Origin of the sequence: Catellatospora tritici, from assembly GCF_019083965.1 — a bacterium.
In the GTDB taxonomy this organism is placed as follows: Bacteria; Actinomycetota; Actinomycetes; order Mycobacteriales; family Micromonosporaceae; genus Catellatospora; species Catellatospora tritici.
In genome coordinates, this window is record NZ_JAHRCY010000024.1 from 34,908 (window position 1) to 60,915 (window position 26,008).

23 protein-coding genes and 1 riboswitch are annotated in these 26,008 nt (G+C 71.1%); of the genes, 16 read left to right on the forward strand and 7 right to left on the reverse strand.

Annotation, left to right across the window (positions count from 1 at the left end; translation table 11 throughout):
* Positions 1–73 precede the first annotated feature (73 nt).
* From KUA19_RS35075 to KUA19_RS35095, 5 genes are all read right to left on the reverse strand, one after another.
* Positions 74–919, reverse strand: coding sequence for a 1-aminocyclopropane-1-carboxylate deaminase/D-cysteine desulfhydrase (locus KUA19_RS35075; protein WP_217403148.1), 846 nt, complete (start codon positions 917–919; stop codon positions 74–76).
* A gap of 203 nt (positions 920–1,122) precedes the next feature.
* A complete protein-coding gene (locus tag KUA19_RS35080) occupies positions 1,123–1,968 on the reverse strand; it encodes a class II fructose-bisphosphate aldolase (RefSeq protein WP_217403149.1) in 846 nt (281 codons plus the stop codon).
* Positions 1,968–3,008, reverse strand: coding sequence for an N-acetylglucosamine-6-phosphate deacetylase (gene nagA / locus KUA19_RS35085; RefSeq protein ID WP_372451968.1), 1,041 nt, complete (start codon positions 3,006–3,008; stop codon positions 1,968–1,970). Before nagA ends, KUA19_RS35080 begins: the two co-directional genes overlap by 1 nt.
* A 47-nt stretch (positions 3,009–3,055) precedes the next feature.
* Positions 3,056–4,063 (reverse strand): ROK family protein, encoded by a 1,008-nt coding sequence (locus KUA19_RS35090; RefSeq protein WP_217403151.1) that lies wholly within the window; start codon positions 4,061–4,063, stop codon positions 3,056–3,058.
* Positions 4,060–4,935: an SIS domain-containing protein gene (locus KUA19_RS35095; protein WP_217403152.1), complete on the reverse strand. Its 876-nt coding sequence runs from the start codon at positions 4,933–4,935 to the stop codon at positions 4,060–4,062. The genes KUA19_RS35090 and KUA19_RS35095 overlap by 4 nt, the downstream gene beginning before the upstream one ends.
* A 186-nt stretch (positions 4,936–5,121) precedes the next feature.
* On the opposite strand from KUA19_RS35095, the gene KUA19_RS35100 reads away from it, so the two are divergent.
* The 12 genes from KUA19_RS35100 to paaN all read left to right on the forward strand — a co-directional run bounded on the left by KUA19_RS35100 (position 5,122) and on the right by paaN (position 18,958).
* Positions 5,122–5,907: a DeoR/GlpR family DNA-binding transcription regulator gene (locus KUA19_RS35100; RefSeq protein ID WP_217403153.1), complete on the forward strand. Its 786-nt coding sequence runs from the start codon at positions 5,122–5,124 to the stop codon at positions 5,905–5,907.
* 80 nt (positions 5,908–5,987) lie between these two features.
* Positions 5,988–6,971 carry an ABC transporter ATP-binding protein gene (locus KUA19_RS35105; RefSeq protein ID WP_217403155.1) on the forward strand — a complete coding sequence of 328 codons (984 nt, stop codon included), beginning with the start codon at positions 5,988–5,990 and terminating at the stop codon, positions 6,969–6,971.
* Positions 6,968–7,960: an ABC transporter permease subunit gene (locus tag KUA19_RS35110; protein ID WP_217403156.1), complete on the forward strand. Its 993-nt coding sequence runs from the start codon at positions 6,968–6,970 to the stop codon at positions 7,958–7,960. The genes KUA19_RS35105 and KUA19_RS35110 overlap by 4 nt, the downstream gene beginning before the upstream one ends.
* Before the next feature lie 180 nt (positions 7,961–8,140).
* Positions 8,141–8,548: a DUF3263 domain-containing protein gene (locus tag KUA19_RS43420; protein WP_254550591.1), complete on the forward strand. Its 408-nt coding sequence runs from the start codon at positions 8,141–8,143 to the stop codon at positions 8,546–8,548.
* Positions 8,549–8,663: 115 nt separating this feature from the next.
* On the forward strand, positions 8,664–11,519 hold the full coding sequence (locus tag KUA19_RS35120) for an alpha/beta fold hydrolase (RefSeq protein ID WP_217403157.1): 2,856 nt from the start codon (positions 8,664–8,666) through the stop codon (positions 11,517–11,519).
* Positions 11,516–12,400: an ABC transporter permease gene (locus tag KUA19_RS35125; protein ID WP_217403158.1), complete on the forward strand. Its 885-nt coding sequence runs from the start codon at positions 11,516–11,518 to the stop codon at positions 12,398–12,400. The genes KUA19_RS35120 and KUA19_RS35125 overlap by 4 nt, the downstream gene beginning before the upstream one ends.
* Before the next feature lie 237 nt (positions 12,401–12,637).
* On the forward strand, positions 12,638–12,907 hold the full coding sequence (locus KUA19_RS35130; protein WP_217403159.1) for a hypothetical protein: 270 nt from the start codon (positions 12,638–12,640) through the stop codon (positions 12,905–12,907).
* On the forward strand, positions 12,897–13,670 hold the full coding sequence (locus tag KUA19_RS35135) for a hypothetical protein (protein ID WP_217403161.1): 774 nt from the start codon (positions 12,897–12,899) through the stop codon (positions 13,668–13,670). The genes KUA19_RS35130 and KUA19_RS35135 overlap by 11 nt, the downstream gene beginning before the upstream one ends.
* Positions 13,671–13,764: 94 nt before the next feature.
* Positions 13,765–13,878: riboswitch (SAM riboswitch) on the forward strand.
* Between the two features lie 9 nt (positions 13,879–13,887).
* Positions 13,888–15,168 carry a threonine synthase gene (gene thrC, locus KUA19_RS35140; protein ID WP_217403163.1) on the forward strand — a complete coding sequence of 427 codons (1,281 nt, stop codon included), beginning with the start codon at positions 13,888–13,890 and terminating at the stop codon, positions 15,166–15,168.
* Positions 15,169–15,283: 115 nt separating this feature from the next.
* Complete coding sequence (locus KUA19_RS35145; protein WP_217403165.1) at positions 15,284–16,303, forward strand: GNAT family N-acetyltransferase; 1,020 nt, start codon at positions 15,284–15,286, stop codon at positions 16,301–16,303.
* 164 nt (positions 16,304–16,467) lie between these two features.
* On the forward strand, positions 16,468–17,271 hold the full coding sequence (locus KUA19_RS35150) for a DUF8814 domain-containing protein (RefSeq protein WP_217403167.1): 804 nt from the start codon (positions 16,468–16,470) through the stop codon (positions 17,269–17,271).
* 43 nt (positions 17,272–17,314) lie between these two features.
* Complete coding sequence (gene paaN / locus KUA19_RS35155) at positions 17,315–18,958, forward strand: phenylacetic acid degradation protein PaaN (RefSeq protein ID WP_254550592.1); 1,644 nt, start codon at positions 17,315–17,317, stop codon at positions 18,956–18,958.
* 105 nt (positions 18,959–19,063) lie between these two features.
* Here paaN and KUA19_RS35160 read toward each other — a convergent pair whose 3' ends face one another.
* Complete coding sequence (locus KUA19_RS35160; RefSeq protein ID WP_217403169.1) at positions 19,064–19,885, reverse strand: serine hydrolase; 822 nt, start codon at positions 19,883–19,885, stop codon at positions 19,064–19,066.
* 267 nt (positions 19,886–20,152) lie between these two features.
* Between KUA19_RS35160 and KUA19_RS35165 the strand changes: the two genes are divergently transcribed.
* From KUA19_RS35165 to groL, 4 genes are all read left to right on the forward strand, one after another.
* Positions 20,153–20,356, forward strand: coding sequence for a cold-shock protein (locus tag KUA19_RS35165; protein ID WP_033342363.1), 204 nt, complete (start codon positions 20,153–20,155; stop codon positions 20,354–20,356).
* A 146-nt stretch (positions 20,357–20,502) separates the two neighbouring features.
* The gene (locus KUA19_RS35170; protein ID WP_217403171.1) at positions 20,503–21,495 is read left to right on the forward strand and encodes a hypothetical protein; all 993 of its coding nucleotides are present in this window, start codon (positions 20,503–20,505) and stop codon (positions 21,493–21,495) included.
* An 83-nt stretch (positions 21,496–21,578) separates the two neighbouring features.
* Positions 21,579–22,556: a hypothetical protein gene (locus KUA19_RS35175; protein ID WP_217403173.1), complete on the forward strand. Its 978-nt coding sequence runs from the start codon at positions 21,579–21,581 to the stop codon at positions 22,554–22,556.
* Between the two features lie 250 nt (positions 22,557–22,806).
* Complete coding sequence (groL, locus tag KUA19_RS35180; RefSeq protein WP_217403175.1) at positions 22,807–24,429, forward strand: chaperonin GroEL; 1,623 nt, start codon at positions 22,807–22,809, stop codon at positions 24,427–24,429.
* Positions 24,430–24,504: 75 nt separating this feature from the next.
* Here groL and KUA19_RS35185 read toward each other — a convergent pair whose 3' ends face one another.
* A complete protein-coding gene (locus KUA19_RS35185; RefSeq protein ID WP_217403177.1) occupies positions 24,505–25,926 on the reverse strand; it encodes a sugar porter family MFS transporter in 1,422 nt (473 codons plus the stop codon).
* Positions 25,927–26,008: the final 82 nt, after the last annotated feature.

Genomic DNA, 26,008 nt, shown 5'->3' on the forward strand with positions numbered 1-26,008 from the left:
TGCTGGTGCGGGTGTGGGAGGGGGCGCGGGCAGCGTGTGGGTGGGGGTGCGGTGGGGTTGATCGGCTGGTGGGTCAGGCGGTGGTGACCGCGGCGATCCGGGTACCGGCGGGGATGGTGCCGGAGGCGATGCGGGCGTAGAGGCCCGCGAGCATCTTGCCGGTGTAGATCGGGTCGGGGCGGTAGCCGTGTCGCTGCGTGAAGTCCTCGCAGAAGGCGAGCAGGTCGGGCGGGGTCTTGGCGTAGCCGCCGAAGTGGTGGTCCAGGTCGAGACGCCAGTTCGTGGTCGGGGCGCCCCAGGTGTCGGTCTGTAGGCGGGTCACCTCGTCGGCGAGGAAGGCCGCGCCCTTGAGGACGGCGAAGCCGAGGGCGGTGGCGCCGGGCGGCAGGCCACCGGCGAGTCCGGCCAGGGTGCCGCCGGTGCCGACGGGGCAGCAGAGCAGGTCGTACTCGAAGTCGAGTTCGGCGGGCAGTTCGGCGCAGCCGCGCACCGCCAGCGCGTTGCTGCCGCCCTCGGGCAGTACGTAGCAGTCGCCGAACTGTTCGCGCAGCGCTGTCAGGACCGGTTCGGTGTGCTTGCGGCGGTACGTGTCGCGGTCGAGGTAGGTCAGGCGCATGCCCTGCGCGGTGGCGTAGGCCAGGCTCGGGTTGAGCGGCTGGTACGGCTCGCCGCGGACCACCCCGACAGTGGCGAACCCATGCCGCCGCCCAGCCGCCGCGACCGCGCGCAGGTGGTTGGAGTACGCCCCGCCGAACGTGAGCAGCGTCCGATGCCCGTGCTCCCGGGCCGCCACCAGGTTGTACTTCAGCTTCCGCAGCTTGTTGCCGGGCAGTTCGGGGTCGGTGAGATCGTCCCGGCACAGCCACAGCGCGACGCCGTGGTCGGCCAGCCGCTCGTCCCGCACGACGTCCAACCGCACCGGCCCCTCCTCGCTCCGCGTCCGCACCCCGTTTGGAATGGGCCCTTCCACAACGTAATGCGAGTGGAAGGGCCCCTTCCTAACCGCCGGAGGCGCACCCCGCACCCCGCACCCCGCCCGCCGCCCGCCGCCCGCCGCCCGCCGCGCGGTGCGGGGTGCGCGTGTGCGGCTGCGCGTGGGTGGGTGCGTGTGGGTGGGGCGCGTTACAGGAGGGTGAGGAAGTGGCGGACCGTGGCGGCCATGGCGGTGCGGGCGGGAGCGAGGTACCTGCGGGGGTCGACCAGTTTCGGATCGGCGGACAGGACCTCGCGGATGGCGCCGGTGGCGGCGATGTTGAGCGCCGTACCGATGTTGACCTTCACGAGGCCGCCGGACACGGCGCGGCGCAGCTCGTCGTCGCCGACGCCGGACGAGCCGTGCAGCACCAGCGGCACCGCGACGGCGGCCCGCAGGGCGGCGATCAGATCGTGGTCGAGGGCCGCGTCGCGGCTGGTCATCGCGTGGGAAGAGCCGACCGCGACGGCGAGCGCGTCCACGCCGGTCGCCCCGACGTAGTCGACCGCCTCGGCCGGATCGGTCCGGGCGCCGGGCGCGTGCGCGCCCAGTGGCGACGCCCCGTCCTTGCCGCCGACTGTGCCCAGTTCGCTCTCCAGCCACAGCCCGTGCTCGTGCGCGAACTCGGCGGCCGCGCGCGTGGCGGCCACGTTGTCGGCGTACGGCAGCGTCGAGGCGTCGAACATCACCGACGAGAAGCCGTGCCGGGGCGCCTGGCGCAGCAGCTCGACCGACTCGACGTGGTCGAGGTGCAGCGCCACGTCCACCTCGGCCTCCTCGGCCACAGCGCGGGCGGCCGCGGCGATCGGGCCGAGCCGTCCGCCGTGGAACTTCACCGCGTTCTCGCTGATCTGCAGGATCACCGGGCGTCCGGCGGCGGTGGCTCCGGCGGTGATCGCCTCGGCGTGCTCCAGGGTGATCACGTTGAACGCGGCCACGCCGGTGCCGCGCGCGGCGGCGTCGGCGACCAGCTTTCCGGTGGGTACGAGTGCCATCAGACCCACGCCCCCGCGCGCAGCACCCGGGTGACGGTCAGGTCGCCGTCGAGCAGCACCGCGTCGGCGCGCAGGCCGGGGCGCAGCGCGCCGACCTCGGCGTCGAGGCCGACGGCGCGGGCCGGGGTGGTGGCCGCCATCCGGGCGGCTTCGACCAGCGGCAGCCCGGCGCCGACGGCGCGGCGTACCGCGGCGTCCATGGTCAGGGTGCTGCCCGCGATGCTGCCATCGCGGGCCAGCCGGGCGACGCGGTCGGCGACCACGACGGTCTGGCCGCCGAGGTCGTACTCGCCGTCGGCCATGCCGGTGGCCGACATCGCGTCGGTGATCAGGGCGGCGCGGTCCGCGCCGGTGGTGTGCGCGACCAGGCGCAGTGCCCCGTCGTGCAGGTGTACGCCGTCGGCGATCACCTCGCAGACCACGGTCGGGGAGTCGAGCAGGGCCGCGATCGGGCCGGGTTCGCGGTGGTGCAGTGGCCGCATGCCGTTGAACAGGTGCGTGGCGACCGTCGCGCCCGCCGCGACCGCGGCCATGACCTGCTCGTACGACGCGTCGGTGTGCCCGACCGCCGCGACGACCCCGTGCGCGGTCATCTTCTCGATCGCGTCGAGTGCTCCGTCGCGCTCGGGCGCGATGGTGACCATGCGCAGCACGCCCTGACCCAGCTTGAGCAGCTCGTCCAGCTCCTCGGGCGCCGGGTCGCGCAGGAACTCGGGGTTCTGCGCCCCGCACCGCGCGTGCGACAGCCACGGCCCCTCGAAGTGGACCCCGGCCAGCACGCCCTCGGCCACCAGCGGCGCGTACGCCGCCAGTGCGGCCCGCATCAGTACGACCGGTGAGGACACCAGGCTGGCCAGCAGCGTGGTGGTGCCGTGGCCGAGGTGGAACGCGGCCGCGGCGCGGGCCTGCTCGGCGTCACCGGTGGTGAAGGTGTGCCCGCCGCCGCCGTGGTTGTGGATGTCCACGAAGCCGGGCAGCACCCAGCGGTCCTCGGCCGGTCCCGGCTCGATCGCGGCGATCCGGTCGCCCGCGACGGCCAGGGTGCCTGCGACGACGCCGTCGGGGGTGACGATCCGTCCGGACAGGTTCACGCCTTCTCCTCGATTCGCTCGTCGACGGCGTCGGGATCCACGCTGTGCTTGCCGCTGCCGACCAGGTCCAGGGCCATCAGGGCGGCGCCGAGGCTGCCCGCCTCGTCGCCGAGCTGCGCGCGCACGATCTCGGGCAGCCGGTGGAAGGTGACCTTCGCGGCCAGCGCCGCGCGCAGCGGGGCGAGCAGGGTCTCGCCCGACTCGGCCAGGCCGCCGCCGATGATGACCAGCTCGGGGTCGTACAGGGCCTGGCCGGTGAGCAGGCCGTCGGCGAGGGCGTCGACGGTCTCGGCCCACACCTGGTCGGCGTGCGGGTCGGTGCCCAGGCGCGCGGCGACCTCGGCGGCGGTGGCGGCGGTGCCGGTCAGCTCGGTGTAGCGGTGCTGCACGGCGCGGGCCGAGGCGACGATCTCCAGGCAGCCGCGTAGGCCGCAGCCGCAGACCGGGCCCTGCGGGCGGACCACGATGTGGCCGATCTCCCCGGCGGCGCCGTGCGCGCCGGACAGGACCGCGCCGTCGATGACGTGGGCGGCGGCGATGCCGGTGCCGATGGGCAGCACGAGCACGTGGCGGCGGCCGCGTCCGGCACCGAGCCGGGCTTCGGCCATACCCCCGGCGCGCACGTCGTGGCCCACGGCCGTGGGCAGGCCGGTGTGCTCGACCAGCGCGTCGCGCAGCGGCACGTCGCGAAAGCCCACGTTGGCCGACCAGCGGGCCACGCCCGCCTGCTCGTCGACGATGCCGGGCACGACGACGCCCGCCGCGATCGGGCGCCAGCCCTGCGCGCGGGCGGTGGCCGCGAGCCCGGCGGCGATGTCGAGGATGGTCCGCAGTACGGCCTGCGGGCCGCGCTCGGCGCCGGTGGCGTGCCGTTCGGTGTGGCGCACCCGGTGCTCGGTGTCGACCAGGGCGCACTTGATGCCGGTGCCGCCGACGTCGATCGAGACGACGACGTCGGTGCCGCCGGTGGCGACCTTCTTCCTCGTGCGGCCCGGCGCGGTCACGGCAGGATCACCGAACGGGTCAGGTGCCGGGGCGCGTCGGGGTTCAGGCCCTTGTGCTCGGCCAGAGCGACGGCGAACCGCTGCGCGACGACCAGGTGCGCCATCGGGTCCAGCTCCGGCGCGTGTACGAACGCAGCCCCGGTCGCCGCCACGTCGTCGCGCAGCCCCGCCGGGACCTCGCCGAACGCCCACACGGCACGCCCGGTGGTGCTGATCGAGATGGGACCGTGCCGGAAGTCCATCGCCGGGTACGCCTCGGTCCAGAACGTGGCCGCCTCGCGGCACTTGAGCGCCGCCTCCTGCGCCAGACCGTTGGTCCAGCCCCGGCCGACGAAGGTGACCTGCTCGATCGCGGCCGGGTCCAGCGGCAGCGGCAGCGCCAGGGCGCGTCGCGCGTCGGCGGCGGCCGCGGTCAGGTCCTCGCCGAGCGAGGCGCGCAGCAGCGCGAGCGCGCTGGTGGCGAAGCGGGTCTGCACGACGGAGCGCTCGTCGGCCCACGGCAGCGCGATCACGTCGCGGGCCAGGGTGACGGCCGGGGTGTCCACGTCGCCGACCAGCACGGTGCTGCGGGCACCGGCGGTCTTGAGGATGTCGAGGACCTCGGTGGTGGTGCCGGAGCGGGTGATCGCGATGATGCGGTCGTATGGCCGCCCGATCGGGAACTCGGAACCGGCGAAGGCGTCGGTCTCGCCCTGCCCGGCGGCTTCGCGCAGGTTGGCGTACGCCATGGCCATGAACCAGGACGTGCCGCAGCCCACCACCGCGACGCGCTCGCCGGGTCGGGGCAGGGCCGCCGCCGCGTCGCCTGCCGCGTCTGCCGCGCGGAGCCACAGGTCGGGTTGGCTGACTATCTCCTCGGCGACGTACGACATCGGCACTCCCAACGCGCTCTGCTGCGCAGATCAGTTCGAAAGTCAGGGTTTTCGCGCGCTATTCTGCGCGACGGGTCCCCGGATGGCAACCTGAGCATCACATACGCGCAGCACACCGCGTTGCATGGGCCGGTTTCGCGCACTAGTGTGCACGCATCTGCTCACAAACGCGCATACGGAGGATCGGTGGACCGGTACGCCCGCTGGAACGCGCTGCTGGAACTGCTCACCGACTCCGGACGGATCAGCGTCGAGGACGCCGCTGAGCGGCTCGACGTCTCGCAGGCCACCATCCGCCGTGACTTCGACCAGCTCGCCCAGCAGCAGATGATCACGCGTACCCGGGGCGGCGCGGTGGCCAGCGGCGTCTCGTACGACCTGCCGCTGCGTTACAAGACGGCCAAGCACTCCGCCGAGAAGCAGCGCATCGGCGCGGCCGCGGCGGCGCTGGTCAACCCGGGCATGGTGGTGGGCCTCAACGGCGGCACCACCACCACCGAGGTCGCCCGCGCCCTGGCAGTACGCCCCGAGCTCAACTCGATCTCCGATGGCGCGCAGCTGACCGTGGTCACCAACGCGCTCAACATCGCCAACGAGCTGCTGGTCCGCTCCCGGATGAAGATCGTGGTGACCGGCGGCGTGGTCCGGCCCCAGTCGTTCGAGCTGGTCGGGCCGCTCGGTGGCGGCATTCTGCGCGAGGTGACCCTCGACCTGGTGCTCCTCGGCGTCGACGCGATCGACGTGACGCTGGGTGCGGCCGCCCACCACGAGGGCGAGGCCGCGATGAACTCGCTGATGGTCGCACGGGCCAAGCGCGTGGCGATCATCGCCGACTCGTCCAAGTTGGGCAGTCACGCCTTCGCCCGGATCTGCCCGGTGGAGCGCATCGAGACCCTGATCACGGACTCGAACGCGGACCCGGTCGTGGTGGACACGTTCCGGCAGGCCGGACTCCAGGTCGTCGTCGCGTGAAGATTTGGTGTTGGGGTGCGGCGAGGCGACTGCATACCCCGTAGGGTGCGGTGGTCACTGATGACATCTAGGAGGTCCCCGTGACCGCTGTCTTGGAGATCCAAGGCTTGCGCAAGACGTACCGAGCCCGGGGTGGCCCAAGACGGGCGCTGGACGGCTTCGAGATGTACGTGGAAGCCGGCCAGGTGCACGGCTTCCTCGGCCCGAACGGCTCCGGCAAGACGACCACGCTGCGCACCCTGCTCGGCCTGATCCGGCCCGACAGCGGCGACATGCGCCTGCTCGGCCACCAGGTCCCGCAGGCGCTGCCCCAGGTCATCGGTCAGGTCGGCGCGATCGTGGAGAGCCCCCAGTTCTTCCCGCACTTCAGCGCGAACGACACCCTGTCGCTGCTGGCCGACGCGGGCAACCTGCCGCAGGCCCGGGTCGACTGGGCGCTGGAGCTGGTCGGCCTGCGCGACCGCGCCAAGGAGCGGGTCAAGACCTACTCCCTGGGTATGAAGCAGCGCCTGGCCGTCGCCTCCGCCCTGCTCAAGCAGCCCAAGCTGCTGATCCTCGACGAGCCCGCCAACGGCCTGGACCCGGGCGGCATCCGGGAGATGCGCGACATGATGGCCGCGCTGTCGGCGGGCGGCATGACCGTCATGCTGTCCAGCCACATCCTGGGCGAGATCCAGCTGATCTGCGACAGCGTCACCATCATCTCGCTGGGCCGTCGAGTCGCCTACGGGCCGGTGGCCGAGGTGCTGCAGGCCCACTCGACCAACCAGGTGCGGGTGCGTCTGGAGGCCGTCTCGGATCTGGCCTCCGCCGCGGCGGTGCTGAGCGGCGCGGGTATGAGCGTGCAGACCAACCCCGACCACCTGCTGCTGTCGAACGTGGACAAGCCCGCGTTGGTGTCGCGGCTGCTGGCCGAGCGCCAGCTCTACGTCAGCGAGCTGGCGCCGCTCTCGGCCGACCTCGAGGACGTGTTCCTGGAGCTGACCGGCACCGCCCCGGTGCCCGGCCAGGCCCGGCAGGTCGACAACAGTGTGAAGCCCGAGCAGAACGGGGTCGCGGCATGAGTCTCGTCCGCGCGGAGCGGCGCCGCTTCCTCAAGCGCCGCCTGATCAAATGGCTGCTGGTCATCGCGGTCGCGCTGCTGGCGATCATCGCCACCGCCTTCTTCTTCAGCAACGAGAAGGTGTCGCCAGAGGTCGTCGCCGCCGCCGAGGCGCGCGCCGAGCAGAACTACCAGTCCGCGCTCGCGGAGTGGCAGACCCGGCACCAGCACTGCGACACGGTCACCGCGGGCACGCCCGAGGCGGACATGTGCGCCAACGAGACGGCACCGGAGCGCGGATGGTTCCCGGCCGACCTGCCGGCCACGTTCGTGTTCAAGAAGCAGTTCGAGGAACTGCTCACGGTGTGGGCGGCCATCATCGCGGTGATCGCGTTCGTGATCGGGGCCTCGTACGTCGGGGCGGAGTGGAGCAGCGGCTCGATGATGAGCCTGCTCACCTGGCGACCGCGCCGGATGCAGGTGCTCGGCACCAAGCTGGCCGTGCTCTCGGCCTGGCTGACCGCCATCGGCGTGGTCACCCTGGCGCTGTGGACGGGTGCCTTCTGGCTGATCGCCCAGCTGCGCGGCAGTACCGATGGGATGACCTCGGGCACCTGGCAATCGCTCGGGCTGACCGGCCTGCGCGGCCTCGGCCTGGTGCTGGCGGTCGGCATCTTCGGCTTCCTGCTGGCCTCGATCGGGCGGCACACCGGCGTGGCGCTGGGTGTGGCCCTGGCCGTGATCATCGTGGGCCAGGTGGGTCTCACCATCGTGCTGGGGCTGCTCAACGTGCCGTTCATGCAGATGTACCTGCTGCCGATGCACCTGCTGGCCTGGATGAACAAGGAATTCGTGGTCGAGAACTGGTCGAACGTCTGCAACGGGCCGGGTGCGTGCCTGCCGGAGACCAGGACGTTGACCTGGCAAGGCACCGGCTCGATCGTGCTGGGCCTGACCTTCGTGCTGGCCGTGCTCGCCTTCTGGCAGATCCGGCGGCGCGACGTCGCCTGACCGAGCGATATTGCTCACTTTCTCGGTACGCGTGAAGCCGGGCGGCCCGGGTATCCAGCACCTGTCTGGAGTCCCGGTGCCGCCCGGCGTCTTTGTGTGCGACAACGCCACGAACAGGTCTTTCGCTGATCTAGGCGGGGCACCTAGACTCGTTGGGCGCGGCTCGCGGGAGGGGACAAAATGGAGCAGATCAGGCAGCGCCTGCGTACCGACGGCGCGGCCCTGGAGGAGCTCCCGCTCGTCCCGACCCCCCGCCGCGAACCCGGCCCGCACGACGTCGCGCCCCCGACCGAACTCGACGACGAGGTCGACTCCGACCGGCCGACCGCGGTCGTCGAGGCCGTCGAGGTCGAGACGGGGCTGACCGAGCGGGAACGGCTGATCCTCGACTTCGAGAAGCAGTGGTGGCGCCACGCGGGCGCCAAGGAGCAGGCGATCCGGGACCGGTTCGAACTCTCCGCGACCCGCTACTACCAGGTCCTCAACGCGCTGCTGGACAACCCGGCGGCGCTGGAGCACGACCCGGTGCTGGTCGGCCGCCTGCGCCGCCTGCGCGGCTCCCGCGCCCGCACCCGCTCGCTGCGCTGACCGGCCGCTCGCCGGGGCACGTGTAAGAAACCCGGAAGGTCGCTGAAAGAACTCTCAGCTACCGTCCGGGTTCTCCCCGATGGGTCCGGGGATGCGTGGTCGTACTGTGGCGGTCATGCGCGCGCTCGCGGCCCGGTGGTGGGCTCGGACAGGTGCCGACCGGTGGAGTCGGCGACGATGGATCGGGCTCGGCGTCGCCGTGCTGCTGCTGGCGGCGGCGGTGGTCTGGGCGGTGCTGCCCACCCCGGTGGCGTACCGGACGGTGGACGAGCGGGTCTCGGTCCGGTCCGGGCCGGAGGGCACCGAGTCGGTCACCCTCGACACCCGCCTCTACCTGCCCAAGGACGCCTCGGCCCGGCACAAGGTGCCCGCGCTGCTGCTCGCGCACGGGTTCGGCGCCACCAAGGAGAGCGTCACGGCCGACGCCCAGGACCTGGCCGGGCTCGGCTACGCCGTGCTCACCTGGACCGCGCGCGGCTTCGGCGCCAGCTCCGGGCAGATCCACCTCGACGCCCCCGACTACGAGGTCCGCGACGCCAGCCGACTGCTCGACCACCTGGCCAAGCGCCCCGACATCGTGCTCGACGGCTCCGGCGACCCGCGTGTGGGCGTGCTCGGCGGCTCGTACGGCGGCGCCCTGTCGCTGCTGCTCGCCGCGTACGACCACCGCGTCGACGCGATCGTCCCCATGATCACCTGGAACGACCTGAGCCGGTCGCTGTTCGCCCAGTCGGCCGTCCCGGCCACCGGCGACGCCGCCGTGGACGAGGCGATCCGCTACGACGGCGTGTTCAAGCAGGCCTGGGCGGGCGTCTTCTTCGGCTCGGGCGCCGGTGGCGGCCGCGGCGGGATCAGCCTCGGGGGCGCCCAGGGCACCGACGGAGCGGCCGTTTCGGGCGGCACCGGCGTGACCGGCAACCCGCAGTGCGGCCGCTGGGCCGAGGACGTGTGCCAGACGTACCTGCGCATCGCCACCACCGGGCGACTGGACGCGCCCGCCCGGGAGCTGCTGGCCAGCCGCAGCCCGGCCGGGGTGCTCGACCGGATCAAGGCCCCGACGCTGCTGATCCAGGGCGCGGCCGACTCGCTGTTCCCGCTGGGTGAGGCCGACGCCAACGCGCGCGGCATCGCCGCGAAGGGCACGCCGGTGCGGGTGGCCTGGTTCACCGGCGGCCACGACGGCGGCGAGGGCCCGCAGTCCGACCAGGACCGACTCAAGTACCTGACCGCGCAGTGGTTCGACCACTACCTCAAGGGCAACGGCACGGCCCCCGCCGACACGTTCACCTACTCGCGCATCACCGGCCTGGACGCCGTCGACCGAGGCACCATGGCCACCGGCTACCAGGTCACCGACTACCCGGGCGTGGACGGCGCCGGTTCGGTGCGGGTGCGGCTGTCCGGCCCGCCGCGCGGCATCGCCAACCCGCCCAACGGCACCCCGGCCGCGCTCTCGTCGCTGCCCAGCGCCGGTGCGCTGGCGAGCTTCGTGAGTGGCGCCGTCACCGACCTGCCCGGCCAGCACGCGCGCTGGGAGTCGGCGCCGCTGGACGAGAACACGACCATCGTCGGCTCCCCGACGGTCAGCATCCGGGCCGCGTCGCCGACCGGCGAGGCGGTGCTGTTCGTCAAGCTGTACGACGTCGACCCCGGTGGCTCGGCCACCCTGAGCAACGGCCTGGTCGCCCCGGTCCGCCTCACCGGTCTGCCGACCACGATCGATCAGGCCCAGCCGGTGCGCGTGACGTTGCCCGCGATCGTGCGCGAGATCGAGGCGGGCCACCGGCTGCGCCTCACCGTCGCCACCGCCGACCAGTCGTACCTGGGCCCGGTCGCGCCGACGGTGTACACGGTGGGCATCGGGACGGGCAGCAGCGCCGACCTCACCTTGCCGACCGTGCGGGCGACGCCGATCGCCACCGCCGACGCGCTGTGGCTGTACCTGCTGATCGGGCTGGTGGCGCTGCTCGCGCTGGGGCTGGCCATCGCGATCATGGTGGCTCGTCGCCGCACCCGGCGGCTGGACCGCTCGGTCGTGGCCGAACACGCCGACACCCCACTGCGGGTGCGCGGCCTGCGCAAGACGTACGGCGACTTCGTGGCCGTCGACCACATCGACTTCACGGTCGAACGCGGTCAGGTCGTCGGCCTGCTCGGGCCCAACGGCGCGGGCAAGACCACCAGCCTGCGGGTGCTGATGGGCCTCACCCAGGCCACCAAGGGCGACGTGCTGATCTTCGGGCACCGGCTGGCGCCGGGCGCCCCGGTCCTGTCCCGCATCGGCGCGCTGGTCGAAGGGCCGGGCTTCCTGCCCCACCTCACCGGCGAGCAGAACCTGCACGCGTACTGGCGGGCCACCGGCCGCCCGTGGGAACAGGCCCGCTTCACCGACGCGCTGGAGATCGCCGGGCTCGGCGACGCGATCAACCGCAAGGTCAAGAACTACAGCCACGGTATGAAGCAGCGCCTCGCCGTCGCCCAGGCCATGCTCGGCCTGCCGGAGCTGCTGGTGCTCGACGAACCCACGGACGGGCTCGACCCGCCGCAGATCGCCGAGATGCGCCGGGTGCTGCAGCGCTACGCCCAGGACGGCCGGGCGGTGCTCGTCTCCAGCCACCTGCTGGCCGAGGTCGAGCAGACCTGCACCCACGCCGTCGTGGTGAACAAGGGCAAGGTCGTCGCGTCCGGGCGGGTCGAGGAGATCGTCGGGGACAGCCCGACCACGCTGCTCGACGTCACCGACATCGACCTGGCCAGCCGCACCCTGGACCGCCTCGACGGCGTCGCCGGGTACGCGGTGGACGGGGAGCGGACGCTGGTCGTCGACCTCGGCGACGTGAGCCGCACCGACGCGGTGACGGCGCTGGTCAAGGCCGGAGTCGGCGTCGACCGGGTGACGCCGCGGCGGCGCCTGGAGGACGCGTTCCTGGCGCTGGTGGGCGAGTCGACGGCAGGGAGTGGAGACCGATGAGCACGACCGCTGAGACGACCCGCACCGACGGCGCCGCCGTCGACTACCGGCCGAGCCGGACGCTGACCTACGCCACCGAGTTCCAGCGGCAGTGGCGCCGACGGCGTACGCAGCTCGCGCTCGGGTTCATGGTGCTACTGCCGGTGATCCTGCTGATCGCGTTCGAGCTGGGCAGCGGCGACGACGACGGGCGTAACGGCCGGGGCCAGTTCTCGCAGCTGGTGGACGTGGCCGTGTCGGGCGGGCTCAACTTCGCCCTGTTCACCGTGTTCGTGTCCGCGAGCTTCCTGCTGGTCGTGGTCGTGGCGCTGTTCCACGGCGACACGGTCGCGTCCGAGGCGAGCTGGGGCAGCCTGCGCTATCTGCTCGCCGTGCCGGTGCCGCGCGCCCGCCTGCTCGGCGTGAAGCTGGGCGTCGCGCTCAGCTACTCCGCCCTGGCGATCGCGCTGCTGGTGGGCACCGCCCTCGCGCTCGGCACGCTGCGCTACGGCTGGCACCCGCTGCAGTCGGGTATCGCCGCCGAGGTGCCCGCCGGGGAGGGCGTGCTGCGGCTGCTGTCCATCGCCGGGTACCTGGGGCTGACGCTGCTGGTCGTGGCCGGGCTGGCGTTCCTGCTGTCGGTGCTGACGGACGCGCCGCTGGGAGCGGTCGGCGGTGCGGTGCTGCTCTACATCGTGTCGAGCATCCTCGACCAGATCACCGCGCTGGGCACGCTGCGCAACTTCCTGCCCACCCACTTCTCCCAGGCGTACCTCGGGCTACTGACCACCCCGATGCAGTTCGACGACGTGATCAAGGGCGCGATCTCGGCCATCTCGTACGCGGCGGTCTTCTGGGGGCTGGCCTTCTGGCGCTTCTCCCGCAAGGACGTGGTGAGCTGACCGCTCGGGGCCGCCGGGGCACTCCGCACAACCCGGTTTACATTGACGCTGGCCTATCTGGAGGACGATTCTCCGAAATTCCTCCTCTGGATAGGCCAGCGTCGATGCTAGGTGGGCGCGGGGCGCGGGGCGCGGGGCGCGGGCGCGGTCGCCGAGGCGCCAGGGCGGGGCGGCCCTGACGTGACGCTTACATTGCGGGGGGTCCGGTCCTGACGAGCGGTTGTCAGGGTTCTCCTCATGAAACGTGTGCTCGCAATGACGGCGCTCGCCGTGATGGTCGGCGTGGCGCTGACCGGGTGCCGCGGCGGCGGTGGGCGGGACGGTGCCGGAGCCCCAGCCGACAAGGGCGGCACGACTGTCACCACCCCCGCCCCGGCGAAGAACGCCGCCGATCCCGCGGCGGCCGCCGCACCGACCGACACCGATCTCAGCGAGATCGACAAGATGCTCGCCGAGCTGGACGGGCAACTGACGAAGGCAGAGGAGAGCCCCAGCGATGCGGACTGACAAGCGCACCAGTACCGGCCGCCTGTTCCTGGTGGGCCGTCTCGCGGCCGCCGGACTGGTCGCGGCCACCTTCGGCCTGACCGCGGCCCTGCCCGCGCAGGCGGCGGCACCGACCAGCGTCGTGCGGTCGGACCGGGCGACCACCGTCGACGCGGCCAAGAAGCTGGTCACCGCGCGGATCGACGGCCGCTTGGCAGTACTGCGCGCCAACGGGGTGGCGATCAACAGCGCGGCGCGGCTGTCCGACGGGCACCAGGCCGCACTCAAGGCGATCATCGAGAAGGACATCGCCGGGCTGACCGAGCTGAAGACGAAGGTCGCGGGCGAGACCACGCTCGAGGCGATCAAGGCCGACTCGCGCAGCATGGTCGAGGACTACCGCGTGTACATGCTGGTGCAGAAGCAGGTGCACCTGGCGGTGGCGGCGGACGTGGAGACCGCGGCGGTGGCCCGGCTCCGTACCGCGTACGACAAGTTGGCCAAGGCGATCGAGGCGGCCAAGGCCGGCGGCAAGGACGTCGGCGACGCCGAGGCGAAGCTGGCCGACATGAAGTCGCAGCTCGACAAGGCTGAGGCGGCCGTGAGCGGGGTCGCCGACGCGCTGCTGGCGGTCCAGCCCGGCCCCGACGCCGATGCGATCAAGGCGAAGACGCAGGCGGCCCGGGGCAAGGTGCACGACGCGCGGACCGCGCTCAAGGCGGCGATCGCCGACGCCAAGGCGATCCGGGACGTGGTCAAGGACAAGGCCGCCAAGTCGAAGTGATCTGTACTCCCAGGGGGTGAGGCGTAGGTCTCATCCCCTGGGAACGCTGGCCCGGCCTGATCCGGTTCTGATTAACTACGAATCACAACTGAATACCTCATCCAGAGGAGCTGAGGGACACGGCCCGACGACGCTCCGGCAACCACCATCGATGGCAGGTGCCAACTCCGTCCGGCGCGCCACGGTGGCGACGTCGGGAAGATGAGAGGACATCCTCGTGACGACTTCCGTCATCTCGCCCCTTGGCGTCGACTCTCCCGCTCGCGGTCTCGAGTGTCGTGGTTGCGGTGCCCGCTTCCCCCTCGCCGCCCAGCACGCCTGTTACGAGTGTTTCGGCCCGCTGGAAGTCTGGTACGACGCCGACGCGCTGGCCAAGGTGACCCGGGCCCAGATCCAGGCCGGTCCGCAGAACATCTGGCGCTACGCCGGGCTGCTGCCGGTCGGACAGCACGAGGCCGACCGGGTGACCCTGGACCCGGGCCTGACCCCGCTGGTCCGCGCCGACGCCCTGGCCGCCGAGATCGGCCTGCGCGCGCCGCTGTGGGTGAAGGACGATTCGGCCAACCCGACCCACTCGTTCAAGGACCGCGTGGTGTCGGTGGCCCTGACCGCCGCCAAGGCGCTCGGCTTCACCCGCTACGCCTGCGCCTCCACCGGCAACCTGGCCAACTCCGTCGCCGCGCACGCGGCCCGCGCCGGCGTGCCCTCGATCGTCTTCATCCCATACGACCTGGAGCAGGGCAAGATCATTACCACTGCCGTGTACGGCGGTGACCTGGTCGCCATCGAGGGGTCGTACGACGACGTGAACCGCCTGTGCTCGGAGCTGGTCGAGACCGACGACTTCGAGGACACCGCGTTCGTCAACGTGAACGTGCGTCCGTTCTACGCCGAGGGTTCCAAGACGCTGGGCTACGAGGTGGCCGAGCAGCTCGGCTGGCGCATCCCGGCCCAGGTGGTCATCCCGATGGCCTCCGGCGAGCTGCTGACCAAGGTGGACAAGGCGTTCCAGGAGCTGGTCGAGGCCGGTCTGGCGGTGGCGCCGGAGGGTGGCTGGAAGGTGTTCGGCGCCCAGTCGGCAGGCTGCAACCCGATCGCGACCGCACTGCACGCGAACACCGACGTGATCACTCCCGTGAAGCCGACGGGCATCGCCAAGTCGCTCAACATCGGCGACCCGGCCGCGGGGCTATACGCCCTGGAGGCCGTGCGCCGCACCGGCGGCTGGATGGACTACGCCTCCGACGACGAGATCCGCGACGCGATCCGGCTGCTGGCCCGCACCACCGGCGTGTTCGCCGAGACCGCGGGTGGCGTCACCACCGCCGTCACCGCCAAGCTGGTCGCCTCGGGCAAGCTCGACCCGACGCTGGAGACGGTCGTCTACAACACCGGCGAGGGCCTCAAGACCCTGGACGCGGTCGCCGAGCTGGTCGGCCCGACCTATCGGGTGAAGCCTTCGCTGAAGGCGGCGCGCGAGGCGGGCCTGCTGGGCTGAGCCTCGGCCGGGCCGCCGGTCGAACGGGCGCGTGGCACTGCGAACGCCACGCGCCGGGCCGGGCGGCGGGGAAAACCGGATGCGGCGGCCGGGGCGGCCGGGCACCCTGGCGGGCATGACGCTCACCATCACCAGGCTCACCGCTGACGACTCGACCTCGATCGAGCAATGGTTCCACGTGACCGAACAGGTACGAAAACATGAGGTACCGCATTTCCCACCGATGACGCCCCGTTCGGTGCGACTGATGCTCGCGCACGAGTTCCCCGGCCGGCGCAACCTCTGGCACGTCGCGTTGCGTGACGGCGAGCCCGTCGGCCGGGTGGACATCAACCTGCCGACCGAGGACAACCTGAAGAACCTGTTCTTCAGCCTCGAGGTGGACCCGCGTTTTCGCAGGCAGGGCATCGGGCGGCAGCTGCTGGACTTCGTGCGGTCGGTGGCGGCGGACAACGCCCGTACCGTGCTGATGTCGCACAGCACGCTGTCCCTGCCGGGCCTGCCCGCGCGGGACGAGGCCGGGTCGGCGTTCGGCGCGGCGATGGGGTTCAGCAGCACGCTGCCGGAGGTGCAGCGGCGGTTGGAGCTGGCGTCGGTGGACGAGGCGGTGCTGGCGGACCTGCTGGTGTCGGCTCAGGCGAAGGCCGAGGGCTACCGCCTGGTGCAGTGGCGCGACGACACCCCCGACGACCTGATCGAGGGAATGGCGTATCTGGATTCGCGCCTGGTCACCGACGCGCCCATGGGCGATCTGCAGGTGGAACCGGAGCTGGCCGACACCGCGCGGATGCGCCGGATCGAGCAGGTGGAGCGCGACCGGGGCCGGATGACGTGGCGCACCGGCGCGGTGCACGAGCAGACGGGGCAGCTCGCCGCGTTCACGGCCATCACCGCGTACGACGAGCTCCCGTGGCACGCCTGGCAGCAGATCACCATCGTGGACCCCGACCACCGCGGCCACCGGCTGGGCACCCTGGTCAAGCTGGAGAACCTGCGTCTGTTCCGCGCCGAGGCGCCCCGGGTCGAGGTGATCGACACGTTCAACGCGGCGGAGAACTCGTACATGATCGCGATCAACGAACAGCTGGGCTTCCGCCCCATGTGCGCCGCCCAAAACTGGCAACGCGAACTCTGACCCCCCAAGATCGGGTCAAGTTGCCGGGCACTTGTGCGTATCTTGGGCGCCCTTTCGCCCGATTGCCCGGCAACTTGGCTCGATCTTGAAGAGTGACCGGATGAATGGGGTAAAAGCGGCGAAAGGGATGATGTCCGGGTTGCGGCCATGATCGTTGCGCGGTTATGAGGCCGCGACTGCTCGTATCCCTGTTCACCGTGGTCACCGTGGTGCCGGCGTTGACGATCGCCGCCGTGACCACCGCCGTCGCCCACGCCCGCTCGCCGCAGGCGGGCGGCACCCTTACCGCCCGCGTCTTCGCCACCCGCGAGGGCCTGGTCGGCTGGCAGACCGCCAACGGTCACGCCATCACCAACCGCGACTGGTTCGCGGCGCTGCCCTCATGGCGCGGCCTGTCCGACAAGGGCGAGGGGGACCGCAGCGTCCGGGTCTGCCACGAGGGCAACAACCGCTGCGTGTTCCTGCCCGTGTGGGACGTCGGCCCGTGGAACACCATGGACGACTACTGGGCCGAGGAGCGGCACTCGTGGGACGACCTGCCCCGGGGCAAGCCCGAGGCGCAGGCGGCATACGAGGACGGGTATCACAAGGGCAAGGACGAGTCGGGGCGGAAGGTGAGCAACCCGGCTGGGATCGACATCGCCGACGGGGCGTTCTGGGACGGGCTGGGGCTGGATCGCAACGACTGGGTGGACGTCACCTTCCTGTGGACGGGGGAGGGGGACCGGGGCACGGTGGACACGCCGAAGGGCGAGCCGCTGCGGGTGCGGTCGGGTCCGCGGCTGGGCGCGGCGCTGCGGGGCGGGGCGGCCGAGCACGCGCAGGTGCCGATCCGGTGTCAGGTGCGCGGGGACAAGGTCGACGGGACGGTACGCAGCACCGACCTGTGGGACAGGGTGGGTGAGGGCATCTACGTCTCGCACGCGTACATCGAGGTCGACGACGACTTCAAGGCGCATAAATGCTGACGGGATGGTGGCCTGGCTCACCCCGTCGGGCATGATGGCAGGCATGACTGCTACCGCCACCGACCTCTTCGCCACCCATGAGGAGTTGCTGACCGGCGCGCTACGGGCGATCACCGAGCGCGGCTACTGGTCGGCCTACCCCGAGTCGCCCAGCCCGAAGGTGTACGGCGAGACCGCCGCCGCCGACGGCAAGGCCGCCTTCGAGGCGCTGCTGGGCAAGGACTTCCCGCTGGACCAGCCCGCTGAGGAGTGGATCGCGCCGGAGCAGTCGCCGTTCGGCGTCGCGCTGGACGTGCGCTATCCGCGTACGAGCGTGGACGCCCTGATCGCCGACGCCGCCGCGGCGCTGCCCTCGTGGCGCGACGCGGGCCCGCGCGTGCGCGCCGGTGTCTGCCTGGAGATCCTGGCCCGGCTGCACAAGCGGGTGTTCGAGCTGGCGAACGCGGTGCACGCGACCACCGGCCAGCCGTTCGTGATGGCCTTCCAGGCCGGTGGCCCGCACGCCCTCGACCGGGCGCTGGAGGCGATCGCGTACGGCTACGCCGAGCAGACCCGCCAGGTGTCGTCGGTGGTGTGGACGAAGAAGGCCGACACGCTGGCCAAGACGTATCACGTGGTGCCGCGCGGGATCGGGCTCGTGATCGGGTGCAACACGTTCCCGACCTGGAACTCGTGGCCGGGACTGTTCGCCTCGCTGATCACGGGCAACCCGGTGCTGGTCAAGCCGCATCCGGGCGCGGTGCTGCCGCTGGCGATCACGGTGCAGGTGGCGCGTGAGGTGCTGGCCGAGGCCGGGCTCGACCCGAACACGGTGCAGCTGGCGGTCGACACCCGGGACAATCCGGTCGCCGCAGAGCTGGCGCTGCGGCCGGAGGTCAGGATCATCGACTTCACGGGGTCGACGGGGTTCGGTGACTGGCTGGAGGCCAACGCCAGGCAGGCGCAGGTGTACACGGAGAAGGCGGGCGTGAACACGGTCGTCGTCGACTCGACCGACGACTTCGCGGGCATGTGCCGCAACCTGGCCTTCTCGCTGACGCTGTACAGCGGCCAGATGTGCACCACGCCGCAGAACCTGCTCATCCCGGCAGCCGGGATCGAGACCGAGGCCGGGCACAAGAGCTTCGACGAGGTCGTGGCCGGGGTGGCCGACGCGGTGCGCGCGATCACCGGCGACCCGGCCAAGGCGGTCGAGCTGACCGGCGCGATCGTCAACGACGCGGTGCTGGAGCGGATGGACGGCGCCCGCAAGCTCGGTGACGTGGTGCTCGACTCGGCCGAGCTGGCCCACCCGGCGTATCCGCGGGCGGTGTGCCGTACCCCCATGATCGTGACGGCGACCGACGGTTACGCCGCGGAGTGCTTCGGCCCGGTGACCTTCGCCGTGCCCACCGCCTCCACCGCGGCCAGCATCGACGTCTTCCGGGAGACGGTCGGCGCCAAGGGCGCCATCACCGCCGCCGTGTACAGCACCGACGAGTCGGTGCTCGACGCGGTCGAGCTGGCCGCGCTCGAGGTCGGCGTGCACCTGTCGGCGAACCTGACCGGCGGGATCTTCGTGAACCAGTCGGCCGCGTTCTCCGACTTCCACGCCTCGGGCGCGAACCCGGCCGCGAACGCGGCGCTGACCGACGGTGCCTTCGTCGCCTCGCGTTTCCGTACCGTCCAGTCCCGCCGCCCCGCCTAGCCGCGGGGTGAGGAAGGGCACCTTCGTCGACCCGCGAAGCGGGACGAGCAGCAGCTCGGCTCGCTTCGCGTTGCGGAAGGTGCCCTTCTTGAGGCCCGCCGCCGGTCAGCGGGAGACCAGGGCGGGCATGAGCTGTTCGGCGACGGACTGGCACAGCCGGGTGCCGTGCTCGAAGCCCAACCAGGACGGATATCGCAGCAGCACGCCGATGCTCCAGTCGTCCGTCACGGCCAGGCACGACATATGCCACAGCTTGTCCTCCGTACGCAGCAGCCAGCCGTTCTTGATGGCGATGTGCGCCGCGGTCCCCACCGGGAACGCCGACCGCGGCCCGAAGTCGCCCGTCCCCTGCACCGAGCGCATCACGTCGAGCAGCCACTCGGTCCAGATCGGGCCCGCGGCGCGCCCGTCGGCGACGCAGGCACCCAGCCGCGCCACGTCCCGGGCCGACACGATCGTGTTCGACCACCAGGGCTGCTCGAACGGCGCGGAGTCGGTCAGGCCGCAGACGTCGACCATGCGGGCGATCCCCTCCGGGCCGCCGTTGCGCGCGTAGAAGGCGTCGGCCGCCCGGTTGTCCGAGTCGCGGATCATCACCGTGATGCGATCGAGGCTGGCCTGGTCCGGGGTTTCGTTGCGGCGCAGGAAGTCGGCGGCCAGCCATACCTTGACCAGTGACATCGTGTCGCTGGGCGCGTCCAGGTTGGTCGAACCGGCCATGGCCCCGGTGCGGCGGTTGAGCATGGCCCAGCTGGCGAACCCCTCGGTGGCCAGTTCGACCCGGGGCAACTCGCGCGGCAGTGGCAGCGGCAGGTTCAGGTTCGGGGCGACCCGGTGGACCAGACCGTTGAAGAACTGCATGCCTCGCGCGGCACCGCCGGCGATGAACAGGCCCGCCGCACACATCACGGCGAGGGCCAGAGGCATCAACGTTCCTGGTTTGCCGCCGCGTCGGGCATGGCGACCATGGCGTTTCACAATTCACCCAACCGTAGGATGACTTCCCCGGTCACGCCGGAGAGCGTGCTCTTGGTCAGATTGCCGACTGTCGAACTGTAATGGGAGCGCTACAGGTCCGTTTTGGGGCTGTCCGAGGGTGCGGGTGCTCGTGTAGCGTGCGAGGACGGCTGACAACACCCAGCCGCGGGTCGGCCTGAACGGCGACCCAGCTTTACAGAAGTGAGGAAGTGCACCGTGGCACAGGGCACCGTCAAGTGGTTCAACAGCGAGAAGGGCTACGGCTTCATCGCGGTCGACGGAGGGCAGGACGTGTTCGTCCACTTCTCCGCGATCGAGATGGACGGCTACAAGGCGCTCGACGACGGTCAGCGCGTTGAGTTCGAGATCGCACAGGGCCAGAAGGGCCCCCAGGCGGAGAAGGTTCGGGTCATCGCCTGACCGCTCGGCCAACAAGGCTTGAGAGACGCTGGAAAAGCCCTGATCCCCCCGGATCAGGGCTTTTCGGTTTCCGGAAGAACACCAGGTCAGCGTGCCTCGACGGGATCTGGCACACTGCCAGTTCTCAACCCCTCGATGGAGCAGTGATGACCTACCAGGCCCCGGATCCGTACGACCCCAACCTGCCCGCCGCATACCTGCCGCAGGGCTTCCTGCCTCCGGTTCAGCCGATCACCGGGGCCGACTACGACCCTTACACCGACCCGCTGGTCCCGCCGCCCGGGATGGGCGTCAGCGGCTGGTTCGACCGCGTGGGCGGGGTGATCAAGCGCAGCTGGAAGTCGGTCGGCGGAATCTTCGCCGTGACGCACGTGCTGCCCGGCCTGCTCTTCACCCTCGCGCTCGGTGTGCTGGCGGCCGGCTTCGCGGCGAGCATGCTGTCGAAGCTGTCCACGTACAACACCTCGTCCCAGCGCGGTGAGCTGCCGTTCGACGGCGGCGTGTTCGCCGCGGTGATCCTCGGCGCCTTCGTGGTGGGCCTCCTCTCGTGGTGGATCCAGCTGGCGGGCTACGCCGCCGCCACCTACGCCGCCACTCGCGAGGCCGCGGGGATCCCGGTGCGGTTCGGCGAGGCGCTCGGTTACGGATTCCGGCGCAGTCCGGGCCTGTTCGGCTGGCAGCTGCTCGCCTGGATCCTCATCGGCGTGGCCGCGATGGCGTGCTTGCTGCCCGTGCTCTACGTCCTGCCCGCGCTGGCCCTGGTCGGTCCGATCTTCCTGTTCGAGCGGGCGCGGCCGATCGGGCGCTCGGCCGAGATCTTCAACCGCAACCTCGGCCGGGTGCTCGGCCGTCTCGCGCTGGTGCTGGTCGCGCTGATCGTCGGCTCGATCTTCACCAACATCGTCGAGTCGATCGTGCAGACGGTGTTCGGCGGCGGCGTCGGCGCCCTGACCGGCGACAACTCCGACATGGCCCAGGCGCTCAGCCTCGGTGTCGGCGCGATCATCGCGGCGTTGCTGACCACGATCCTGCAGCTTCCGATCACGATGGTGCAGTTCGCCGGGATCCTGGTGACCTACACCGAGCAGCGTGGGCACGAGGGCGCCAACACGGCCCGACTGGTCTCCGAACTCAACTGATCGGAGCAGGCGACGGGGCGGCGCCGGTCTCGCGTGCGTGCGAGACTGGCGCCGCCCCGAACCCCCTCGCCTGGAGCAGTCACATGGCACAGCCCTCGCTCGGCCCCTACGACCCTTCCGCGTACGCGCCGATCACCGCCGGGTTCCTGCCGCCCGACGACGCGTTCGCGCAGGCGGCGCCGCCGACCGGGCCCGATGACGATCCACTGGTGAACCCGGACGCGCAGGGCATCGCGGGCTGGATGCACCGCCTCGGCGGAGTGCTGCGTCGCGGCTGGCCGCTGCTGCTGGCGATCTTCGCGTTGACCCAGCTGCTGCCGACGCTGCTGTTCAAGCTCATGGTCGTGCTCGGCGTGGCGGGCCTGCAGGCGACCGACGTGACGATGCTGGTACGCGACAGCGCCTCGCTGCTGGCCGCGGCGCTCACGGCACTGCTCGTCTACTCGCTGGTGGTCGTGACGGTGCGCATGTTCGGATACGCCGCCGCCACGTACGTCGCGGTCCGGCAGGCCGACCACCAGACGGTCACCTTCGGGGCGGCGCTGCGGTTCGGCCTGCGCCGGTTCGTCGGGCTCACCGTCTGGCACCTGCTGGCCTATCTGGTGGTCGGCGGTGTCGGCGTGCTGGCCGTCTCTTGTTTCGCGCAGATCGGCAGCTACTTCGGCCTGCTGCCCGCGCTGCTGCTGTCGGCGTACCTGTTCTTCTCGGTGGCGTTGCTTGGCCCGGCGTACCTGTTCGAGCGCAGGCGGCCGATGAGCCGGTCGCGCACGCTGACCCACGAGCGGTTCGGGCGCACCCTCGGCCGGCTCTCGCTGATCGGGCTGCTGCTGCTCGCGGGCGCGGTGATCGAGCCGGTGCTGGCCGTGCTGGTGGTGACGGCGCACCTCGACGAGACGCTGCCCTACGGGGTGCCCGATCTGGGGATCACCCTGCTGGTCGGGCTGGTCTCCCTGCCCCTGACGCTGGTCGAGTTCAGCGGCATCCTGATCTCGTACGCCGAGGCTCGTGCGTTCGAGGACAACCGGGTGCGCACCGCACTGCTCGCCGCCGAACTCGGCTGACCGGTCCCGCCGCGCGGCGGGCGGTGAACGTGAACGGCTTTCGATGTGTCGGACGGGCGAACGCCTGTGATCATTCGACGGTTCGCTTGCACTCGGGGTGCGAGAGTGCTAAACAGGTGATTGGCACTCTCCTACGGTGAGTGCCAAAACGAAACCAAGAGTCGGACCGGCGGGGCTGCTGAATGGTGGCAGTCGGTCGTCGCGGGCCAGCCGTCCGACCTCGGATTTTGTCCAGGAGGACAACGCCGTTATGGCCAAGATTATCGCGTTCGACGAGGAGGCGCGCCGCGGCCTCGAGCGGGGCATGAACATCCTCGCTGACGCCGTGAAGGTGACGCTCGGCCCCAAGGGTCGCAATGTCGTGCTCGAGAAGAAGTGGGGCGCCCCCACCATCACCAACGATGGTGTGAGCATCGCCAAGGAGATCGAGCTCGAGGACCCGTACGAGAAGATCGGCGCTGAGCTGGTCAAGGAGGTCGCCAAGAAGACCGACGACGTGGCCGGTGACGGCACCACGACGGCGACCGTCCTGGCTCAGGCGCTGGTCCGCGAGGGTCTGCGCAACGTCGCCGCCGGTGCGAACCCGATGGCCCTGAAGCGGGGCATCGAGGCCGCCGTCGGCTCGGTGGCCGAGGAGCTGTCGAAGCTCGCCAAGGACGTCGAGACCAAGGAGCAGATCGCCTCCACCGCCTCGATCTCCGCCGCTGACACCACCGTCGGCGAGATCATCGCCGAGGCGATGGACAAGGTCGGCAAGGAAGGCGTCATCACCGTCGAGGAGAGCAACACCTTCGGCCTCGAGCTCGAGCTCACCGAGGGTATGCGCTTCGACAAGGGCTTCAACTCGGCGTACTTCATCACCGACCCCGAGCGCATGGAGGCGGTCCTGGAGGACCCCTACCTGCTGATCGTGAACGGCAAGATCTCCAACGTCAAGGACATGCTGCCGATCCTCGAGAAGGTCATGCAGAGCGGCAAGCCGCTGCTGATCATCGCCGAGGACGTCGAGGGTGAGGCGCTCGCCACCCTGATCGTCAACAAGATCCGTGGCACCTTCAAGTCCGTCGCCGTCAAGGCCCCGGGCTTCGGCGACCGCCGCAAGGCGATGCTGCAGGACATCGCGATCCTGGCCGGCGGCCAGGTCGTGTCCGAGGAGGTCGGCCTCAAGCTCGACAGCACCGGCCTCGACATGCTGGGCCGCGCCCGCAAGGTCGTGGTGACCAAGGACGAGACCACCATCGTCGACGGCGCCGGTGACGCCGAGCAGATCAACGGCCGGGTGAACCAGATCCGCGCCGAGATCGAGAAGTCGGACTCCGACTACGACCGCGAGAAGCTGCAGGAGCGCCTGGCCAAGCTGGCCGGCGGCGTCGCGGTGATCAAGGTCGGCGCGGCCACCGAGGTCGAGCTCAAGGAGCGCAAGCACCGCATCGAGGACGCCGTTCGCAACGCGAAGGCGGCCGTCGAGGAGGGCATCGTCGCCGGTGGCGGCGTGGCGCTCGTGCAGGCTGGCAAGACCGCGTTCGACAAGCTCGACCTGAGCGGCGACGAGGCCACCGGTGCCAACATCGTCCGGGTCGCGCTCGACGCCCCGCTGCGGCAGATCGCCGTCAACGCGGGCCTCGAGGGTGGCGTCGTGTCGGAGAAGGTGCGCAACATGGAGCCGGGCTGGGGCCTCAACGCCGCGACCGGTGAGTACGTCGACCTGCTCAAGGCCGGCATCATCGACCCCGCCAAGGTGACCCGCTCGGCGCTGCAGAACGCGGCCTCGATCGCGGCCCTGTTCCTCACCACCGAGGCTGTCGTGGCCGACAAGCCGGAGAAGGCCGCGGCCGCCCCGGCGGGCCCCGGCGGCGGCGAGATGGACTTCTGATCCCCTGAGGATCAGGTCCGTCACTGATGTGACGAGGGAGCCCCGGCCATCGGCCGGGGCTCCCTCCGTTTCGGCTCACATGGTCTCGAGCTCGCGGCCTCTGGTCTCGCGTACCGCTTTCCAGACGAAGATGAAGGCCAGCAGCGCGAACAGGCAGTAGAGGCCGTACGCGAAGCTCAGGCCGATGTTGGCCAGGGCCGGGAACGTGGTGCTGATGAGCCAGTTGGCGACCCACTGCGCGGCGGCGGCCACGGCCAGCGCGGTAGCGCGGATCGTGTTGTTGAACATCTCGCCGAGCAGCACCCAGACGACCGGGCCCCAGCTCATACCGAAGGCGACGACGTAGAGGTTGGCCGCCACCAGGGCGACCTTGCCGACGGCGGGGCTGAGCGTGGTCACCGACTCGCCCGCGGCGTTGAGCGTCTGCGTCGCGGTGGAGAAGCACCAGGCCATCGTGCCGAGCGTGACCACCATGCCCGCGGCGCCGACGAGCAGCAGCGGCTTGCGGCCGACCCGGTCGACCAGGGCGATCGCGATGAGGGTGGTCAGGATGTTGGTGATACTGGTGATCACTGTGATCAGCAGCGAGTTCGATTCGCTGAAGCCCACCGAGGCCCACAGCGCCGACGAGTAGTAGAAGATCACGTTGATGCCGACGAACTGCTGGAACACCGAGAGCAGGATGCCGACCCAGACGATCGGCAGCAGGCCCAGGCGCGGGCCCCTGAGATCGGACAGGTGCACCTTCTCCCCGGGCCGGCTCACGGTGCGCTGGATGTCGTCGATCCGCTGGTCGACGTCGCCGCCGATCAGCCGCTTGATGACCCTGCGTGCCTCCTCCAGGCGGCCGCGCCGTACCAGGTAGCGCGGGGACTCGGGGATCTGCAGCGCCAGCACGGCGTAGATCACCGCGGGGATGGCGGCGGAGGCGAACATCCACCGCCAGGCCGCGCCGCCCCACGGCACGGACTCCATCGCGCCGCCCGCGACGTCGGCGAGCAGGTAGTCGACGAGCAGGGCGACGAAGATGCCGCTGACGATGGCCAACTGCTGCAGCGAACCGAGCCGCCCGCGCATGTGCGCCGGGGACACCTCGGCGATGTACGCCGGTGCGATGACGCTGGCTGCGCCGACGCCGAGGCCGCCGATGATCCGCCAGAGGGTCAGGTCCCAGGCGGCGAAGGCGACCGCCGAGCCGATCGAGCTCACGATGAACAGCGCCGCGGCGATGAGCATGACCCGCACCCGGCCGAGCCGGTCGGCCAGCGGCCCGGCGAACCAGGCGCCGACCGCGCAGCCGAGCAGGGCCGCAGAGACGACCAGGCCCAGGACGACGGAGTTGAGCTGGAAGGTCTGGCGCAGCGCGTCCACGGTGCCATTGATGACCGCGGTGTCGTATCCGAAGAGGAAGCCGCCCACCGCTGCCGCTGTCGACACCAGGATCGCGGCGCCGTGCGACTGCTCGGCATTGCCTGGTACTGACGACGTGGCTGCCACGCCCTCATCGTCGCGCAGCGTTCCGCCGAACCATCACTGAACACGAAAAATAGTGCGAACCGCGCACCAGCTGGCCGTCGGG

Coding starts and splice junctions, on each gene's coding strand:
- KUA19_RS35080 (WP_217403149.1), bottom strand. CDS start 1,968: ATGGCACTCGTACCCACCGGAAAGCTGGTCGCCGACGCCGCCGCGCGC.
- KUA19_RS35135 (WP_217403161.1), top strand. CDS start 12,897: ATGCGGACTGACAAGCGCACCAGTACCGGCCGCCTGTTCCTGGTGGGC.
- KUA19_RS35110 (WP_217403156.1), top strand. CDS start 6,968: ATGAGTCTCGTCCGCGCGGAGCGGCGCCGCTTCCTCAAGCGCCGCCTG.
- paaN (WP_254550592.1), top strand. CDS start 17,315: ATGACTGCTACCGCCACCGACCTCTTCGCCACCCATGAGGAGTTGCTG.
- KUA19_RS35130 (WP_217403159.1), top strand. CDS start 12,638: ATGAAACGTGTGCTCGCAATGACGGCGCTCGCCGTGATGGTCGGCGTG.
- groL (WP_217403175.1), top strand. CDS start 22,807: ATGGCCAAGATTATCGCGTTCGACGAGGAGGCGCGCCGCGGCCTCGAG.
- KUA19_RS35120 (WP_217403157.1), top strand. CDS start 8,664: ATGCGCGCGCTCGCGGCCCGGTGGTGGGCTCGGACAGGTGCCGACCGG.
- KUA19_RS35125 (WP_217403158.1), top strand. CDS start 11,516: ATGAGCACGACCGCTGAGACGACCCGCACCGACGGCGCCGCCGTCGAC.
- KUA19_RS35175 (WP_217403173.1), top strand. CDS start 21,579: ATGGCACAGCCCTCGCTCGGCCCCTACGACCCTTCCGCGTACGCGCCG.
- KUA19_RS35145 (WP_217403165.1), top strand. CDS start 15,284: ATGACGCTCACCATCACCAGGCTCACCGCTGACGACTCGACCTCGATC.
- KUA19_RS35160 (WP_217403169.1), bottom strand. CDS start 19,885: ATGCCTCTGGCCCTCGCCGTGATGTGTGCGGCGGGCCTGTTCATCGCC.
- KUA19_RS43420 (WP_254550591.1), top strand. CDS start 8,141: ATGGAGCAGATCAGGCAGCGCCTGCGTACCGACGGCGCGGCCCTGGAG.
- KUA19_RS35150 (WP_217403167.1), top strand. CDS start 16,468: ATGAGGCCGCGACTGCTCGTATCCCTGTTCACCGTGGTCACCGTGGTG.
- KUA19_RS35095 (WP_217403152.1), bottom strand. CDS start 4,935: ATGTCGTACGTCGCCGAGGAGATAGTCAGCCAACCCGACCTGTGGCTC.
- KUA19_RS35170 (WP_217403171.1), top strand. CDS start 20,503: ATGACCTACCAGGCCCCGGATCCGTACGACCCCAACCTGCCCGCCGCA.